Source organism: Polyangium fumosum, from assembly GCF_005144585.1.
Classification (GTDB): domain Bacteria; phylum Myxococcota_A; class Polyangia; order Polyangiales; family Polyangiaceae; genus Polyangium; species Polyangium fumosum.
Genome location: NZ_SSMQ01000009.1, coordinates 17,853 through 33,116 on the forward strand (window position 1 = coordinate 17,853; position 15,264 = coordinate 33,116).

Below are 15,264 nucleotides of genomic sequence, written 5' to 3' on the forward strand. Positions count from 1 at the left end.
CCCCTCGATCAGGGCAAGAGCTTGACCATGTCCTCGTACGTCTCGGGCCTGCGGTCGCGATAGAACTGCCAGGTGCGCCGCACTTCCTCGATCAGGTCGAGGTCCATCTCCGCGACGACGAGCTCGTCACGGTCCTCGCTTCCGACGGCGAGGAAATTACCCCGCGGATCGCAGAAATAGCTGGTCCCGTAGAACTTGCCGATGTTCCACGGCGCCTCGGTGCCGACGCGGTTACTCGCCGCGATGTAATACCCGTTCGCCACGGCGTGCGCAGGCTGCTCGAGCTTCCAGAGGTATTGGGACAAACCGGCCACGGTCGCCGAAGGGTTGAAGACGATCTCGGCGCCGTTCAGGCCGAGCAGGCGCGCGCCCTCGGGGAAATGGCGGTCGTAGCAGATGTAGACGCCGATCTTCGCATACCGCGTCTGGAACGTAGGATACCCGAGGTTGCCCGGCTTGAAGAAATACTTCTCCCAGAAGCCGTTCGTCTGCGGGATGTGGTTCTTGCGGTATTTGCCGAGGTAGGACCCGTCCGCGTCGATGACGGCCGCCGTGTTGTAATACACGCCGGCCTGCTCCCGCTCGTAGACGGGAATGATCATCGCCATCTGGTACTTCTTCGCGTACTCGGCGAGCCGCTGGACCGTGGGGCCGTTCGGCACCGCCTCGGCCGTGTCGCACCATTTCGCGTCCTGCGAGGGGCAGAAATACGGGGTGTTGAAGACCTCCTGCAAGCAGAGGATCTGCACGCCCTTCTTGCCCGCCTCCTCGATGTACGGGAGGTGCTTCTCGTACATCGCGTCGCGGATCGCGAGCACCGAGGCGTTCGGATCATTGAGCGGATTGCTACACTGAATGAGCCCGCCGATGACTTTCCTGGCCATTAGAACCACCTCTCGATGACGATCTTGCGCTCGGTGTAAAAGTCGACGCCGGCCGCGCCGTGCGCCTTCGTGTCACCATAGAGGCTCGCCTTCTGGCCGCCGAACGGGAAGAAGGACATGGGCGCCGCGACGCCGATGTTCACGCCGACCATGCCCGCCTCGACACGCGCGCCGAACTCGCGCGCAGCCTTGCCGTTCGTCGTGTAGATGCTCGACGCGTTGCCGTATTCGCTCGCATTCGCAAGCCGAATCGCCTCGTCGAGGTCCTTCGCCCGCATGAAACACGCGACCGGCCCGAAGATCTCCTCGCGCCCGATCACCATGTCGGGGCGCACGTCCTCGAAGATCGTCGGCCCGATCCAGTTGCCGTCCGGCAAGCCATCGACCGTCGCGTTGCGGCCGTCGAGCACGAGCCGCGCGCCCTCCTGGATGCCCTTCTCGATGTACGAGAGCACGCGGTCCTTGTGCGCCCCCGAGACGACAGGGCCGAGCGTGGTGCCGGGCGCCTTGCCGTCGCCGAGCACGAGCTTCTTCGCGTACGCGACGAAGAGGTCGCGCACGCGCTCGTACGCGTCGCCGACGGGGACGATCACGCTGCCCGCGAGGCAACGCTGGCCCGCGCAGCCGTAGCAGGACTCGACCGCGTTCTGCACGGCGCGCTCCATGTCCGCGTCGGGCATGATCACGATGAAGTTCTTCGCGCCACCGAGCGCCTGGACACGCTTGCCGGTCTCGCCGCACTTCCGGTAGACGATCTTCGCGACGTTCGAGGAGCCGACGAAGGAGACGCCCTTCACGTCCGCGTGCTCGCAGATCGCTTCGACGACCTCACGGCCGCCGTTCACCAGGTTCACGACGCCGTTCGGCAGGCCGATCTGCTGGATGAGCTCGAAGATGCGGCGCTGCGAGAGCGGCACCTGCTCGCTCGGCTTGAGCACGAAGGTGTTGCCCGTGGCGATCGCGTACGGGAGGAACCAGAGGGGCACCATCGGCGGAAAGTTGAACGGCGTGATCGCCGCGAAGACGCCGAGCGGCTGGCGCAGGACCTTCGTGTCGATGCCCGAGGCGACGTCCTCGAGGTTCTGCCCCATGAGCAGCGACGGGATGCCACACGCGTGCTCGACGTTCTCGATGCCGCGGCCGAAATCGTTGTACGACTCGGAGAACGTCTTGCCGTGCTCGCTCGTGCAGATGCCCGCGATCTCCTCGCGATGCTGGTCGAAGAGGCTCTTCAGCTTGAAGAGGTACCGCGCGCGCTGCACCGGCGGGACGGCGCGCCACGCGGGAAACGCAGCCTTGGCCGCCTGCACCGCGGCGTCGACGTCGGCCGAGGTCGAAAGAGGGACCTTGGCGAGCAGCTCCCCGGTCGCGGGGTTCTTCACGTCGAGCAACGTGGTGCCCGTCGAAGCAACCCAGGCGCCGTTGATGAAGTTCTCGAGCACGCGCATAAAACGACGATCCTCCTCCTGACTGACGTGGGCCTTCGCCCATCCCCCCGCGCACGCCGCCCGAGCCCCGACGGGGGCCGAGCGAGACACGCCGAGCACAATCAACCGTGATTTTCTCCCCGCGACAAGGCCCAAGGGCGAACCCTCGCACGGCAACGGCGCATGCCGCCCCGCGTCGTCGCAGGCACGGTTCGGGCGCGTCTGGCGCAGCGCGGGCGCTTGCGAGCGCGCCCAGGATGCTCTTACGCTGAGGCGTACATGCCGGGAGCCGAAGTTTCCGCGTTCCGACAGGCGATGTCGCAAAGGCGCCCGGAGATCTTCGCGCGTATCGTGGAGACGAGCGCAAATGGCGGGGCCTGCGAGCTCGGCGAGGTGCCGCCCGAGCTCCACGCCGAGCTCGGCGCGAGCTTCGAGACGTGGCTCGACACCGCGGAAAACCCGGCCACGAGCGAGCTCGAAGCCTGGGTCCACCGCCTCGGCGACGTGGCCAGGGAGCGCGGCTGGGACATGCGCAAGGTGCTCGCATGGCTCGAACGCACAGGCCAAGGCCTGCTCGAAGCCGCGCTCGAAGCCGTGGACGAGGGCGTGCCCGGCGCAGACACGGGCGCGCGGCGCATCATCGGCGCGATGAACGCAGCGGCGGCCACGTTCAATCGGGCGTTCCGGGCGAAAGCGGAAGAAGCGGCGAAGCACGCGACGGTGCTGCGCGCAGTGGCGCAAAACGCGCCGGACGGGATCGGGATCGCCCTCCCCGACGGGACGGTGATCTACGCGAACCCGGCGTTCTGCGCGATGATGGGCTCGGAAGAAGCAGGGCGCGGGCACTTCAAGAACTTCGTGCACCCGGACGAACAAGCAAAGCTCGCGCACATGGCCGAGGTCTCGCAGCGCATGGGGTACTGGGAGGGGAGCCTGCGGTACCTGCGCGCGGACGGGGTGTCGTTCAACGCGCGGCTCAAGGCGTTCCGTGTGAAGTCGGCGTCGGGCGAGACGATCGCGCGGTGCGTGCTCGTGCGCGACGCGACGCCGGAGGAGCGGGTCGAGGAGGAGCGGCGCGCGCTCGAAGAAGAGATGCAAAGGGTGCAGGCCGCGGCGCTGCAGGAGCTCGCGGCGCCGCTCTTGCCGCTCGCCGAAGGGGTGCTCGCGATGCCGCTCGTCGGCGCGCTCGACGCCACGCGGACGCCGCGGATCATCGAGGTGATGCTGGAAGGGATCACGCGGACGGGCGCGGGGCACGTGATCGTGGACATCACGGGCGTGCCGGTGGTGGACGCGGAGGTGGCCGAATCGATCGTGCGCGCGGCGCGGGCCGCGGAGCTCGTCGGCGCGGAGGTGGTGCTGACGGGCGTGCGGGGCGCGGTGGCGAAGACGCTGCTCGATCTCGACGTGGACCTCGGCGGCATGGAGACGTGGAGCACGCTGCGCGCGGGCGTGGCGCACGCGATCGGGCACGAGCGGCTGAAGCGGCAGATGCGCCGAGGGGCGGCGCCGAGGCGATGAGCGAGCCCGTGGGGACGAAGGGCGTGGTGTTCGCGGAGGTGTTCGCCGCGCGCCGGGACAAACTCGTCGATCGGCTGACCGAGGAGGCGCTCGTGGTGCTCGGCGGGACGCTCGGGGCGTCGATGGAGGCCTTCCGCGCCGACCGCGCCATGGAGGTCGACGCGGCCATCGCGGCGCTCCGCGACGGCACCATGCCGTTCGCGGTCGAGAGCTGGAGGCGCTGGATCGACAGCTCGGTGCAGCGCGGCTGGTCGGCGGCGACGCTCCAGGGCGTGCTCGGCGCGATGCGGCAGGTGTTCGTCGACGTGGGGCTCGAGCTCCGCGCGGCGGGCGTGCCGGACGCGACGTCGCGGATCCGCACGTTCATCCGCACGTCGAGCGAGGCGCTTTGCCTCATCGACGAGGAGCTCCGCACGCGGGCGGAGCTCCTGCACCACAAGGCGCAGATCTTCGAGGCGCTGATCCACAACGCGCCGGACGGGGTGGGGGTGGCGGCGCCGGACGGGACGCTGCGCTACGTGAACCCGGCGTTCGAACGGCTGCTCGGGCGCGACGATCTCGTGGGCCGCTCGGTCCACGACACCCTCGCGCCGCAGGCGGAGGCTGTGCATCGCGAGCAAGTGCTGACTTCGGTGCTCCAGCAAGGCTCGTGGAGCGGGGTGCTCCCGTACCAGCGCGGCGACGGCACGACGTTCGACGCGCACGTGACGGCGTTCCTCGTGCGCGACGAGCAAGGTCGGGGCATCGCGCGGTGCGCGATCGTCCGTGATCTGACGACGTCGCGGCGTGCGGAGGAGGAGCGGCGCAGGCTCGCGGCCGAGGTGATCGCGGCGCAACGAGCGGCGCTCGAAGAGCTCGGGACGCCGCTCGTGCCGATCGCGGAGGGCGTGCTCGTGATGCCGCTCGTCGGGGCGATCGAGCCTGCGCGGGCCGAGCGAATGCTCGGCGTGCTCCTCGAAGGGATCGGCCAGCAGAACGCGAAGGTCGTGATCCTCGACTTGACGGGCGTGAAAGAGGCGACCGCGGAGGCGGCCGATGCGCTGCTCCGCGCGGCGCAGGCGGCGCGGCTGCTCGGCGCCGAGGTGGTCACGACGGGGACGGGGCCGGAGCTCGCGCGGACATTCGTGGAAATTGGGGCGGAACTTGGAACGATCGTGACCAAGGGGACCTTGCGCGACGGCGTGGCCTACGCGCTCCGCGTGGCGCGCGGGCAGGCCCCGCGTCGCTGATGGTTCTACGTCCAACGAACGCCGCTGACGACGAACCATTACGAATACGATGGAAGCACGAATGCGGCGCCATTGAGGGATTCGTGAAACGAGGATAGGGTGATACTATCCTTGGCTATGAAAAACATTACATTGTCCCTGCTCCTCGTGATGGGCTCGCTCACGGTGATCGGCTGCGGCGGCCCCATGGAAGCAGAGGACGAATACGCGGACGATTCGGCCGATGAAATCGGCGGGGCGCTGGGCGAGGCCCTGGAGACCACCGCTGCCAACGACGAGAACGCAAAGGCGCTCCCCCAGGAGGCGGACACGGCGGATCTCGTGGCGTGGTGCGACGACATCCTGACCTGGGATCAGGCCTGGGTGGATTACGAGGCGCAGGTGCTGACGCTGGTGAACCAGAAACGCGCCGCCGGCGCGAGCTGTGGAGGCGTGGCCTATCCGCCGGCGCCCCCGCTCGTGGCCGAGGAGCGGCTGCGGTGTGCGGCGCGCAAGCATTCGAAGGACATGGGCGTGAAGAATTTCTTCAGCCACACCGGATCGAATGGATCAACGCCGTGGGCGCGCATCAAGAGCGCCGGCTACACGTACAAGTCGGCGGCCGAGAACATCGCGGCCGGGTATGCCACCCCGACCGCCGTGGTGAATGGGTGGATGACGAGCACGGGGCACTGCAAGAACATCATGAATGCCTCGCTCAAGCAGATCGGCGTGGGGTATTACCAGGGGACGACGGGGTACAAGAAATACTGGACGCAGGATTTCGGGACTCCCTGAAAGTCATAACGTTCTGATGACAACGTGAGGCGAACACGCACGCGCGTCGCAGGCCGCCTCCATCGCTTGATTCCCTCCAGGAGCGATCCGCAGAAGGGGGCGATGGAGACGCGAGGTGCTTGCCCAGAACGCACACCGCCTCCATCGCCCGCTTCTACGGATCGTTCCTCGAACGAAGCTGGTTGGTTCGTCGCGCCAAAAAGGTTCCGCGGCGCGGTCGATTTTCGGGAGGTGCCTACCCTGTGAGGAGCCAACCGAACATCGACCGCGCGCGGATCGGGTCGGTCGGGTACGCGCGGAGATAACGCTCCAAGGCGCTGCGCGCGGCTTGCACGTTGCCCTGCATGACCGCGCGCTCGACCGCCTCCACCATGGCCCGCGGCCGGCTCACGCTCGTCGGCTCGTCGCATACACGAACCGGCGCGGGCGGCACCCTTGACGGCGGTCCTTCACATGGGCTCTCCGCGACGACGCTGACGAACAGCCGCGGCGACGAGGACACAGCGACCATGGGCGGCTCGGCGTGCACGAGGACCCACGTCGCCGCGGAGGCGCCCGCCGCGGCGAGGAGCACCGCCGTCACGCTCGCCCATAGGCCCCCCTCCTTTTGCATCTCCGACGCCACGAGCAGCGCGGGGAAGACCGCGTGGAGCTCATCGCGGTAGTCCTTCAACCGCGCATAGGCCTGCTCGCGAGCCCGGGAGCGCCGCGACTTCACGGTCCCCTTGGGAATGTCGAACGCCACCGCGGCCTCTTCCTCCGACAGCCCGTTCATGTCGCACGCGAGAAGGACGTCGAGCAGCTCGGGGCGCATGCCTTCGAGCCGGGCGAGGACGAACGCGTGCACGCTGCGCGAAGCGACAATGTCTTCGGGCGTGGGAGAGGGGGATGGCGCGGAAAAGCTCTCGCCATGGGATTCGTCGAAGATCTCGCCGTGACGTCGCAGCTCTCGTTTGTGGTTTTTCGAGAGCCGGACGGCAAAGCCGTACACCCAGCTCTTCACCGTGGCGCGCGTGGGATCGTGGGCGTCGGCGCTGGCCGTGGCGGCCGCGATGACCTTCTGCGCGAGGTCTTCAGCGTCCGCGGGCTGGTGGCCGAAGGCGCGCATCCAGAGAACGACGAAGGGCCGCAGCGCGAGGATCGCGTCCCTTGGGCTCGGAACGTGGCTCATGCGCATGCTTGGCGTGTCGCCGGGAAAAGGTTCCCGGGATCGTCAAGGCACGCAGCAGAACGTGATGGGTTCGGAGGGTTCGGCGACGCCTTCCAGCTCGCCGCCGCTCGGAGCGCACGTGCCGGAGGTGTACAGCAGGTCCGTGACGCGCTTGCTGCCGAGGGGCTGGCCCGCGGGGCTCATGTCGATGCACGCGCCCTTGTCCGAGGAGACCGACGTGCCGAGGAGAAACGCGCCGCACGCGTCGTCCTTGTACGCCGTCACCGCGGCTGTGCACGCGCTGCCCTCCACGGCGCCGCACGAGCACACGGAACACGTCCGTGTGTTCGTGAAGGTCCGGTAGTACACGTGCCGCTCCGTGTACCCTTCGATCGGGCAGGTGGCGTCGCCTTCGAGGAAGACGCACGATTGGTAGCCCGCGTTGGCGAGGGGGACGCACATCTCGTCATCCGCGCACGCGGCGAGCCCGGAGTCTTCGAGCCCTTCGCATGCGACGGCCGCCTCTCCCCAATGCGGCTCGGGGAGCGGCAACGTCGAGGGCGCCGAGGGCGCGCAGCCGCCATCCGTCTTGCCCAGCTTCCCGACGGTGAGCGACTGGACGCATGGCACGCCGCCGCAGTCGAGGCTCGCCGGGACGGCGTTCTCCGCGGTGCACGCGCCGTCCCATACGTCGGGCGAGGTGAAGGGAGTCTCGGCAGCGCCGGATACGAGATCACAGACCGCTGCATGCGCCACGAAGGTGCTCGGTGGTGTGCAGCTCCCGGTGGAGGAGCTGCACGTGCACGCATCACACGACGCGGCCGGGACGATGAGTTTACGGTAGCGGGTGAACTGATGGAGAAGATTGCCAGGGCACGTGGGCGCCATGTCTGCCGGGCCGAACCAGACCAGGTGGGGGAAGCTCCACGCATAGTTGGTCGGCCGGAGAGGCACGCACGTGCCATCACATTTTGGGGAGGCGTCCTCCTCGGTGGCGTCAGGGCCGGCGTCTTCGCCTGGGCCGGCATCGCAGAACTCACAGAAACGGCCGTCGATGCAACAGCAGTTATCGAAGCCTGTCGCCGGCGTCCAGCAGTCGGGCGCCTGGCCTACAATCTCGCCGTTCCCACATGCAGGGACTGCTATCGCGACCATCACCGGTAGAAAACAACAACTTAAAACCAGATAAATTCTCGAATTCACACAACCCTCACTTGAACTCGAACCGTGGCGAAATCCCCAAAGTCCATAGGGCTCCGGTTCGCCAGAGGATCACCTCACCCGAGGTAGACCTCATCAGCACTTTCGTCTCCTGAAGCGGCGCCAAAACCTCCCCGAACAGGGCGACGGACATCCGCTCGCCGTGGTACATGAAAAACGTTGCGCGCGCGCCTGCCCATATCAGCGTGTCCGACCAATCGACTGGCGAAATTTCCGTAGCATACATCACATTGAGACTGCCCCCGCCCCCCATGCCGCATAGACCAAACCGCTCATGGGGCGTCACGCAGCCGATCCCGAGCCCAGCCCATGTCGTCGCCTGGACGGGTACCACGCCAACCTCCTGTTCCCATGTACCCATCCCACGGAACTCCACGCCGACAGACCATAAACGCCAGCGCGCGTCAAGGGACAAACCTCCACCCACCCCTATCCCGGGCAAACCCGCGGGGACAAACAGGGCGTTCGCGCCAACCGCCCAGGTCGGACCGGCCAAACCCTGTTCGATCGGCGCAGGCGGCGGAGTCGGCGTCGTCTCCACACGGTAAAACGGATCCAGGGTTCGTCGGCGGAGGGGGGCATCATCATCGTACGCCACGAAGGGACGCAAGGGTGGAGACGGCGCCGCCGTACCGACCTCGATCTCCGGCGCACGCAGGAGCCACGAAGGCGCTTCCTGCTTCTTCAGCTCCCACTTCCCGAGGTTCAGCGAGATCGCATAGGCCGTGTCCTGCATCAGCTCGCGACAGTCGATCGGCCCAGGGATCATGGCCTCCCAGCGCTCCACCCCTGCGTCGTCCAAGGCGGAGACATGCGCCTCCATCTTCCGCCCGCCACCTTTCAGGATGATCCGAACGAGCGCGCGGGCGTCGTCGCGCACGACGCGGTAGCCGAAGTCCCCTTCGAGAAACAACGCCAGCGTGTCGTGATCCATGCACCCGCGCGCCGGCTGGTAATCGAGACGGAAAGCCACCTCCTCAGCAGCACTCACGCGCGCGGGAGCGATGACGAGCAGGAGGCCGAGGAACACGGGAAAGCGACGCATGCCCGAGCTTTACCGCATCCGGGTTGGTCCGGGGAAGCATGCTGATTGGTTTTGGGTCAGGAGCGCAGAACTCCACGCAGGCCTCTGAAGACGACCTTACCCGAGACAAACTCGGATGTCAAGCCCTGGACAAACGTTTTTTGTTCCAGGACGAACGGGAGGTGGGCACTTGCCGTCGAAGCGGAGGAGCCGGGTCTCGGCCCACGAGGGTGTCACGGTAGGGAAACGCCCACCCCGACGCTCGCGACGCCAACTTCGTGAAGACGCTTTAACGAATTTTCGAGGCCCCGAGCGCGGCCACGATGAGGGCGCTCGCCACATCGGCCCGCTCCGCACTCACGAGGACATCGGCCGACACGCGCAGGCGCGGCACCTTCACCTCACCGCGTGTCACCATTGCCTTGTCGGGGCCGGGCACGAGCTCCACGAGCACGACGCCCGAGGCGCCGATCACCGCGAGCCACGTCTCGCCGTCAGGACGCGTGATGGGCACGCAAACGGCGCCCTTCCCGGCGAGCGAATGGGCGAGCCTGGCCTCGGGCTCCGGGAGCTCCGGCACAGGCCCGTCGAGGCGCAGGCCGAAATGAACGGCCGACGCAGGGTCGTCCGCCGTCGCAGCCGCATCCCGCACCGCCGACGTGAGGCTCTCCGCGAGCGGCGGCTCCCGCTCGATCCGCGCGAAATCGGCCGGGTCGAGGCGCAGGAGGAAACGGCGCATCGAGCGGGCCGCGGCCTGCACGTACGATTGCTCCATCGAGGCCCGCCGCAGGATGCCCTCCGCCTCGCGGTTTTTCCGGGCCTTGCAAAGCTCGGCCGCGCCGCCGAGCACGGCCGCAGGCGGAGGCGGCGGCTCGGCGCGCGCAGCCGGCGCGTCGCGGTAGGCGTGGCGATGAAACCCCGCGCCCGTGGGCGGGAGCGCGAGCACGAGCGAGAGGCCCCCAAGCTCGGTCTCGGGCGTCCGCGCAGCCGCGGCAAACGCGTCGCGCAGGGTCGAGAGCCGGTTCGGGTGCGCCGTCAAGAGGACGTGATCCTCCGCGGAGACCGTGAGCACCACGCGATACGCGCGCACCTCGCGCGCGCCCATCGACCAGCGATCGGCCTCGCCCACGAGCTCGACCGCGCTGCGCTCGACGAGCGCCGCGAGCTCGGCCTGGCCCCCCACGTCGAGCAGGCTCCTCGCGCCCGCAGCGAGCGCACTGCCTTCGGAGAGCATCGCGGCTAGATCTTCCGGCCCGTCATGAACTTGCGGGCCTGGAGCTCGGCCTCGGCCTCCGCGATGGCCTCGGCCTCGTGCTGCGCGGCCGTGCGGAGCGCGCCTGCGCCGGGGTTGTCGACGCGCACGCGCTGGTCGGTCGTGGCCGCCTCGGCCATCACGGCCGCCGTGTGCCGGACGTCGTCGTAGGGCTTGGCGAGGTCGAAGATGACCTTCGTGTTGCCCTGGCTCAGGTTCGCGAGGGCCTCGAAGCGCCGCAGCTCCATCGCGCCCGGCGACTTCGAGAGGATCGAGGCGGCCTCGGCGAAGTTCTTCGCGCTCTCCACGTCGGCCTCGCTCTTGATGACCACGTACTTGCGGTCGCGCTCGGCGATCGCGACCTTCGCCAGAACCTCCTGCATCTGCGGCGGGAGCTGCACGTCCTGGAGGCCGATCAGCTCCACGTGCAAGCCCCACTGCGAGACCGTGCTCTCGACCTGCGTGCGCACCTTGGCCGCAACCTCCTCGCGATGCGCGAGAAGCTCGTCGAGGCGCGTCTCGCCGACGACGTCGCGGAGCACGACCTTCGCCCGATCCTTCACCGCGGCCTCATAGTTTTCCACGGCCAGCGTGGCCTTCTCGGGGTCGACGACGCGGTAATAGAGGACCGTGTCGACCATGGTCGTCACGTTGTCGCGCGTGATCACCATTTGCCGCAAAAGGTCGCGGTTTTTCGTGCGCGTGTCGATCTTGCGGAGCGACTGGAAGCCGGGGAGGAAGAGCGTCACGCCGGGCTGCACCCGTCCGGAGAGCTTGCCGAGCGTGAAGCGCAGCGCGACCTCCCACTGGTTGATCTGCCGGAGGCCCGCGAGGAGATACGCGACGAGGAGAAACCCGAACACGAAGAGGAGCGGTTCCATGGTTTCGCCAATGTAACCGGCGAATCCGCGGCCACCACGGTCTATCGGTCGAATCGCACCCGATCCTCGAACGGCACGTCGGCCCCGACCTCGACGACCTCGCCGAGCCGGAAGGCCTGCTCGCCCGCCCCGCGCAGCGCATCGAGCGCAGCCGCCTCGGCCTCGGGCGCGACCACCACGACGAGGCCCACGCCGAGGTTGAACGTGCGGCGCATCTCGGCCTCCTCGACCGGCCCTTGCTCGGCGATCACCCGGAAGATCGCCGGCCGCTCGTACACGGACAGGTCGAGCCGCGCGCCGAGGCCCTCCGGCAGGACACGCGGGAGGTTGCCCGGCAAGCCCCCGCCCGTGATGTGCGAGAGCCCGCGCACGGCCGCAGGCACCGCCGCGAGCAGCTCACGCACCGCGCGCGCGTAAATGCGCGTGGGCACGAGGAGCGCCTCGGCCGCGGTGCGCCCGAGCCCGGGGACCTCGTCGTGGATGCCGAGCCCCATTCGCTCGAACAGCACCTTGCGCGCCAGCGAATACCCGTTCGAGTGGAGCCCACTCGACGCGACGCCGAGCACGACATCACCGGCGCGCGCCTTCGTGCCGTCGAGCATCTTCGCCCGCTCGACGACGCCCACCGCGAAGCCCGCGAGGTCGTACTCGCCCGCCGCGTACATGCCCGGGAGCTCGGCCGTTTCGCCGCCGAGCAGCGCGCAGCCGGCGAGCTTGCAGCCCTCGGCGATGCCCCGCACGACGGCCTCGCCCACGTCGAGCTCGAGCGTCCCCGTCGCGAAATAGTCCAGGAAAAACAGGGGGCGCGCGCCGACGGTGATGACGTCGTTCACGCACATCGCGACGAGGTCCTGGCCCACGGTGTCGTGCACGTTCGCGGCGAACGCGACCTTGAGCTTCGTGCCGACGCCGTCCGTTCCGCTCACGAGGATCGGGTCGACGAGCCCGCTCGGCAGGGCGCAGAGGCCCGCGAAGCCGCCGACGTCGGCGACGACCTCGGGGATGCGCGTCGGGCGCGCGAGCTTTTTGATGCGCTCGACGAGGGCGTCTCCCCGGTCGATGTCCACGCCGGCCTGGCTGTAGGTGATGGGCATGGCGCCGGAATGTCACAGCTTGGGGCGAGGTGCTAGGGTTCGTCGCCGCCATGACCGATGCTTCCTCCCGCCCGCCCGTCCTCGTCGCCGCCGCCGTCCTCGTCGAGGAGGGGCGCGTCCTGCTCACCCAGCGCAAACGCGGCACGCACCTCGCAGGCGCCTGGGAGTTCCCCGGCGGCAAGGTCGAGCCCGGCGAGGACCCGCGCGCGGCCCTTGTGCGCGAGCTACACGAGGAGATCGGCATGGAGGTCTCGGTCGGGGATCCCGTCGAGGTGACGTTTCACCGATACCCGGAAAAATCCGTGCTGCTCCTGTTCTTTGTAGTGACGCGCGCGCCGGGATCCCCCGATCCGCAGGCGCTCGACGTCGCCGACGTGAAGTGGGCCGGGCCGGGCGACCTTCACGACGAGCTCTTCCCGCCGGCCGACGTCGCGATCCTGTCGAAGGTGCGGGCCTTGCTCGCGCCCCATCGGTAAACGGAGCACACGACCGGCCCGAACAGCGGTATCCTGCCCCCGCGATGAAAGAAACCGGGCAAGGAGCGCCGCGCGAGGCATCCGTGGTGGTCGTCGGCGCGGGGCTCAGCGGCCTCGTGGCGGCGCGAAAGCTCGCAGCCGCGGGCGTCTCGGTCGTGGTGCTGGAGGCGCGGGACCGGGTCGGCGGCCGGACGCTGAGCCATACGACGGCGCAGGGCAACCGCGTGGATCTCGGCGCGCAATGGATCGGCCCCACGCAGGACCGAATGACGAAGCTCGTCGCCGAGCTCGGCCTGTCGACGTTCAAGCAATGGGGCGACGGCAAGAAGGTGCTCTCGCTCGGCGGGACGCTGACGACCTACAAGACCTCGATCCCGAGCCTGTCCTTGATCGGCGCCGTCGACCTCGGGATCACGATCCAGCGCATCGAGACGCTCGTGAAGGAGGTGCCGATCGACGATCCGCTCTCCGCGCCGAAGGCGCTCGAATGGGACGGGACCACGGTCGAGGCGTGGAAACGCAAAAACGTGAAGACCCGCGGCGCCAAAGCGATGCTCGACACGGCCGTGCGGGCGGTCTTCGCGGCGGAGCCGTCGGAGTTGTCCCTCCTGTTTTTCTTGTATTACCTGCGCCAGGGCGGCGGGCTCATGCGCTTGACGGAAGTCGAGAATGGCGCGCAGGAGACGCGCCTCGCGGAGGGGTTTCAGGAGGTCTCGAATCGGCTCGCGCGTGGGCTCGGCGAGGAGCGGGTGGTCCTCGGCGCGCCGGTGCGGCGCATCGCGCAGGACGCAGAGGGCGCGACCGTGACCTCGGACGCGGGCACGTGGCGGTGCAAGCGGGTGATCGTGGCGATACCGCCCGCGCTCGCGGGGCGCATCGATTACGAGCCGGCCCTGCCCGCGTCTCGGGATCAGCTCACGCAGCGGTCGCCGATGGGCAGCGTGATCAAATGCGTGGCGACGTACGCGTCTCCGTTCTGGCGGCAAGCGGGATATTCGGGCGAGGCGCTCTCCGACGTGGGCTCCGTCAAGCTCGCCTTCGACGATTCTCCCGAGGACGGCTCGCACGGCGCGCTCGTCGGATTCTTCATGGGCAAGGACGCGCGCGCCATGAGCGGAAAGAATCCCGAGGAACGAAAAAAAGCCGCCGTCGACTCCTTCACGCGTTTCTTCGGCCCGAGCGCGGCCGCCCCGATCGATTACGTCGATCAGGACTGGCCCGCCGAGCGCTGGTCGCGTGGCTGTTATTCGATGGTCCTCGGCCCGGGCGTGCTCACCGCGCACGCCGCGGCGCTGCGCGCGCCCGTGGGACGTGTCCACTGGGCCGGGACGGAGACGGCGCGCGTGTGGACGGGGTACATGGAAGGCGCCCTCGAAGCCGGCGAGCGCGCCTCGGACGAGGTGCTCGCCGTCCTCGGCTGACCCTGATTCAACGCCTCCGCATGGGCTCGGGCTCGCGCGGGGTGCCGTCCGGCGCCGAGACGAAATACAGGAGCCCGCGGCGCGGATCATGAATGCCCGCCGCCCGCTCGACGAAGGGCGTCAGCGGCGAGACCACGACGAGCCGAAGCATACGCCGCGCCTCGGCTTCGAGCAACGCGTCGTCGACCAGCTTGCGCGGGATGTCCGAGAGCGCACCGCGCAAAATCGGCATGGGCACGCCGGGCGCATTGCGATACGCCCCGTAGAGCCGCCCCATCGCCGCGAGGATCGCGGAAATCACGTCCGGGTCGGGCGCCTTGCCGCGCGAAGCGAGCAATCGTTGCGCATGAAGGAGGACATCCCCGAGTTCGCGAATCTCCATCTTTCGGAGAATTTCGTTCATCTCGTCGAGCGGCGTCCGGAGCCTCCGGCTCCCGGGGGCCGAGCGCGGCTCCGTCGAGAGCACATGCACCACGCCCGCGGGCTCGGGCGGAATCGAGAAATAATCCGGCGCCATCGGGCGCATCGCGGAGCGAGGCGCATACCGCTCGGATACGGGCTGCGCCGTCTCGGCCGATGCCGCCGTCACCGTGCCCAGGCGCAACGTGCGGAGCGGCGAACGCGTCTTCGTCCCTGCCTCGTTGTTCATCGGTCCTCTTCGTCAAGCAATGAGCAATGGCCCGACGCCCATTTCTCCGATGCTCGGCCCGCCCAGCTCGACCGCAGCCACGAGGCAAAAAGTCGAGCTCGCTTGGAGGCCGTCCCCGTCGAATGTCGCGCTAGTGCCCAGCCTTGACCGAAGAGGCAGCAAGGGCGCGCGACCGCTCGTCGCGCCTTCGCTTGACGTGTTCACCCGCAAGGAAAGGCAAGAGCGCGAATCCACCCGGGGCCACGATCGCCACCACCC

Annotated in this window: 14 protein-coding genes; 5 read left to right on the forward strand and 9 right to left on the reverse strand. The window is 68.5% G+C overall.

Annotated features, from left to right (window positions below; translation table 11 throughout):
• Positions 1–8: 8 nt before the first annotated feature.
• A complete protein-coding gene (locus E8A74_RS10805; RefSeq protein WP_136928883.1) occupies positions 9–884 on the reverse strand; it encodes a nitrilase-related carbon-nitrogen hydrolase in 876 nt (291 codons plus the stop codon).
• Positions 884–2,332, reverse strand: coding sequence for a CoA-acylating methylmalonate-semialdehyde dehydrogenase (locus E8A74_RS10810; RefSeq protein WP_136928884.1), 1,449 nt, complete (start codon positions 2,330–2,332; stop codon positions 884–886). The genes E8A74_RS10805 and E8A74_RS10810 overlap by 1 nt, the downstream gene beginning before the upstream one ends.
• 294 nt (positions 2,333–2,626) lie before the next feature.
• Between E8A74_RS10810 and E8A74_RS10815 the strand changes: the two genes are divergently transcribed.
• The 3 genes from E8A74_RS10815 (at position 2,627) to E8A74_RS10825 (ending at position 5,838) form a co-directional block, all read left to right on the forward strand.
• Positions 2,627–3,832 (forward strand): PAS domain-containing protein, encoded by a 1,206-nt coding sequence (locus tag E8A74_RS10815; RefSeq protein WP_170229037.1) that lies wholly within the window; start codon positions 2,627–2,629, stop codon positions 3,830–3,832.
• The gene (locus tag E8A74_RS10820) at positions 3,829–5,061 is read left to right on the forward strand and encodes a PAS domain S-box protein (RefSeq protein ID WP_136928886.1); all 1,233 of its coding nucleotides are present in this window, start codon (positions 3,829–3,831) and stop codon (positions 5,059–5,061) included. The genes E8A74_RS10815 and E8A74_RS10820 overlap by 4 nt, the downstream gene beginning before the upstream one ends.
• A 117-nt stretch (positions 5,062–5,178) precedes the next feature.
• Complete coding sequence (locus E8A74_RS10825; protein WP_232379489.1) at positions 5,179–5,838, forward strand: CAP domain-containing protein; 660 nt, start codon at positions 5,179–5,181, stop codon at positions 5,836–5,838.
• A gap of 235 nt (positions 5,839–6,073) precedes the next feature.
• Here the strand turns inward: E8A74_RS10825 and E8A74_RS10830 are convergent, their stop codons facing one another.
• The 6 genes from E8A74_RS10830 to purM form a co-directional block, all read right to left on the reverse strand.
• A complete protein-coding gene (locus E8A74_RS10830; protein ID WP_170229038.1) occupies positions 6,074–7,009 on the reverse strand; it encodes a sigma factor-like helix-turn-helix DNA-binding protein in 936 nt (311 codons plus the stop codon).
• A gap of 42 nt (positions 7,010–7,051) precedes the next feature.
• Positions 7,052–7,942: a hypothetical protein gene (locus E8A74_RS10835; protein WP_136928888.1), complete on the reverse strand. Its 891-nt coding sequence runs from the start codon at positions 7,940–7,942 to the stop codon at positions 7,052–7,054.
• Positions 7,943–8,198: 256 nt separating this feature from the next.
• Complete coding sequence (locus E8A74_RS10840; protein WP_136928889.1) at positions 8,199–9,254, reverse strand: hypothetical protein; 1,056 nt, start codon at positions 9,252–9,254, stop codon at positions 8,199–8,201.
• 268 nt (positions 9,255–9,522) lie between these two features.
• Positions 9,523–10,467, reverse strand: a complete 945-nt coding sequence (locus E8A74_RS10845) for a hypothetical protein (RefSeq protein ID WP_136928890.1) — start codon at positions 10,465–10,467, stop codon at positions 9,523–9,525.
• Positions 10,468–10,472: 5 nt separating this feature from the next.
• Positions 10,473–11,366 (reverse strand): SPFH domain-containing protein, encoded by an 894-nt coding sequence (locus E8A74_RS10850; protein ID WP_136928891.1) that lies wholly within the window; start codon positions 11,364–11,366, stop codon positions 10,473–10,475.
• Positions 11,367–11,407: 41 nt separating this feature from the next.
• Complete coding sequence (purM, locus tag E8A74_RS10855) at positions 11,408–12,460, reverse strand: phosphoribosylformylglycinamidine cyclo-ligase (protein ID WP_136928892.1); 1,053 nt, start codon at positions 12,458–12,460, stop codon at positions 11,408–11,410.
• Between the two features lie 50 nt (positions 12,461–12,510).
• On the opposite strand from purM, the gene E8A74_RS10860 reads away from it, so the two are divergent.
• Positions 12,511–12,936 carry a (deoxy)nucleoside triphosphate pyrophosphohydrolase gene (locus tag E8A74_RS10860; protein ID WP_136928893.1) on the forward strand — a complete coding sequence of 142 codons (426 nt, stop codon included), beginning with the start codon at positions 12,511–12,513 and terminating at the stop codon, positions 12,934–12,936.
• 44 nt (positions 12,937–12,980) lie between these two features.
• On the forward strand, positions 12,981–14,357 hold the full coding sequence (locus tag E8A74_RS10865) for a flavin monoamine oxidase family protein (RefSeq protein WP_136928894.1): 1,377 nt from the start codon (positions 12,981–12,983) through the stop codon (positions 14,355–14,357).
• Positions 14,358–14,364: 7 nt separating this feature from the next.
• On the opposite strand, the gene E8A74_RS10870 is transcribed toward E8A74_RS10865, so the two are convergent.
• Positions 14,365–15,006: a hypothetical protein gene (locus E8A74_RS10870; RefSeq protein WP_136928895.1), complete on the reverse strand. Its 642-nt coding sequence runs from the start codon at positions 15,004–15,006 to the stop codon at positions 14,365–14,367.
• Positions 15,007–15,264 lie beyond the last annotated feature (258 nt).

What these genes read in the sequence shown, in the direction of transcription:
- E8A74_RS10805 (WP_136928883.1), bottom strand. Translation starts at nt 884, where the DNA reads ATGGCCAGGAAAGTCATCGGCGGGCTCATTCAGTGTAGCAATCCGCTC.
- E8A74_RS10810 (WP_136928884.1), bottom strand. Translation starts at nt 2,332, where the DNA reads ATGCGCGTGCTCGAGAACTTCATCAACGGCGCCTGGGTTGCTTCGACG.
- E8A74_RS10815 (WP_170229037.1), top strand. Translation starts at nt 2,627, where the DNA reads ATGTCGCAAAGGCGCCCGGAGATCTTCGCGCGTATCGTGGAGACGAGC.
- E8A74_RS10820 (WP_136928886.1), top strand. Translation starts at nt 3,829, where the DNA reads ATGAGCGAGCCCGTGGGGACGAAGGGCGTGGTGTTCGCGGAGGTGTTC.
- E8A74_RS10825 (WP_232379489.1), top strand. Translation starts at nt 5,179, where the DNA reads ATGAAAAACATTACATTGTCCCTGCTCCTCGTGATGGGCTCGCTCACG.
- E8A74_RS10830 (WP_170229038.1), bottom strand. Translation starts at nt 7,009, where the DNA reads ATGAGCCACGTTCCGAGCCCAAGGGACGCGATCCTCGCGCTGCGGCCC.
- E8A74_RS10840 (WP_136928889.1), bottom strand. Translation starts at nt 9,254, where the DNA reads ATGCGTCGCTTTCCCGTGTTCCTCGGCCTCCTGCTCGTCATCGCTCCC.
- E8A74_RS10845 (WP_136928890.1), bottom strand. Translation starts at nt 10,467, where the DNA reads ATGCTCTCCGAAGGCAGTGCGCTCGCTGCGGGCGCGAGGAGCCTGCTC.
- E8A74_RS10850 (WP_136928891.1), bottom strand. Translation starts at nt 11,366, where the DNA reads ATGGAACCGCTCCTCTTCGTGTTCGGGTTTCTCCTCGTCGCGTATCTC.
- purM (WP_136928892.1), bottom strand. Translation starts at nt 12,460, where the DNA reads ATGCCCATCACCTACAGCCAGGCCGGCGTGGACATCGACCGGGGAGAC.
- E8A74_RS10860 (WP_136928893.1), top strand. Translation starts at nt 12,511, where the DNA reads ATGACCGATGCTTCCTCCCGCCCGCCCGTCCTCGTCGCCGCCGCCGTC.
- E8A74_RS10865 (WP_136928894.1), top strand. Translation starts at nt 12,981, where the DNA reads ATGAAAGAAACCGGGCAAGGAGCGCCGCGCGAGGCATCCGTGGTGGTC.
- E8A74_RS10870 (WP_136928895.1), bottom strand. Translation starts at nt 15,006, where the DNA reads ATGAACAACGAGGCAGGGACGAAGACGCGTTCGCCGCTCCGCACGTTG.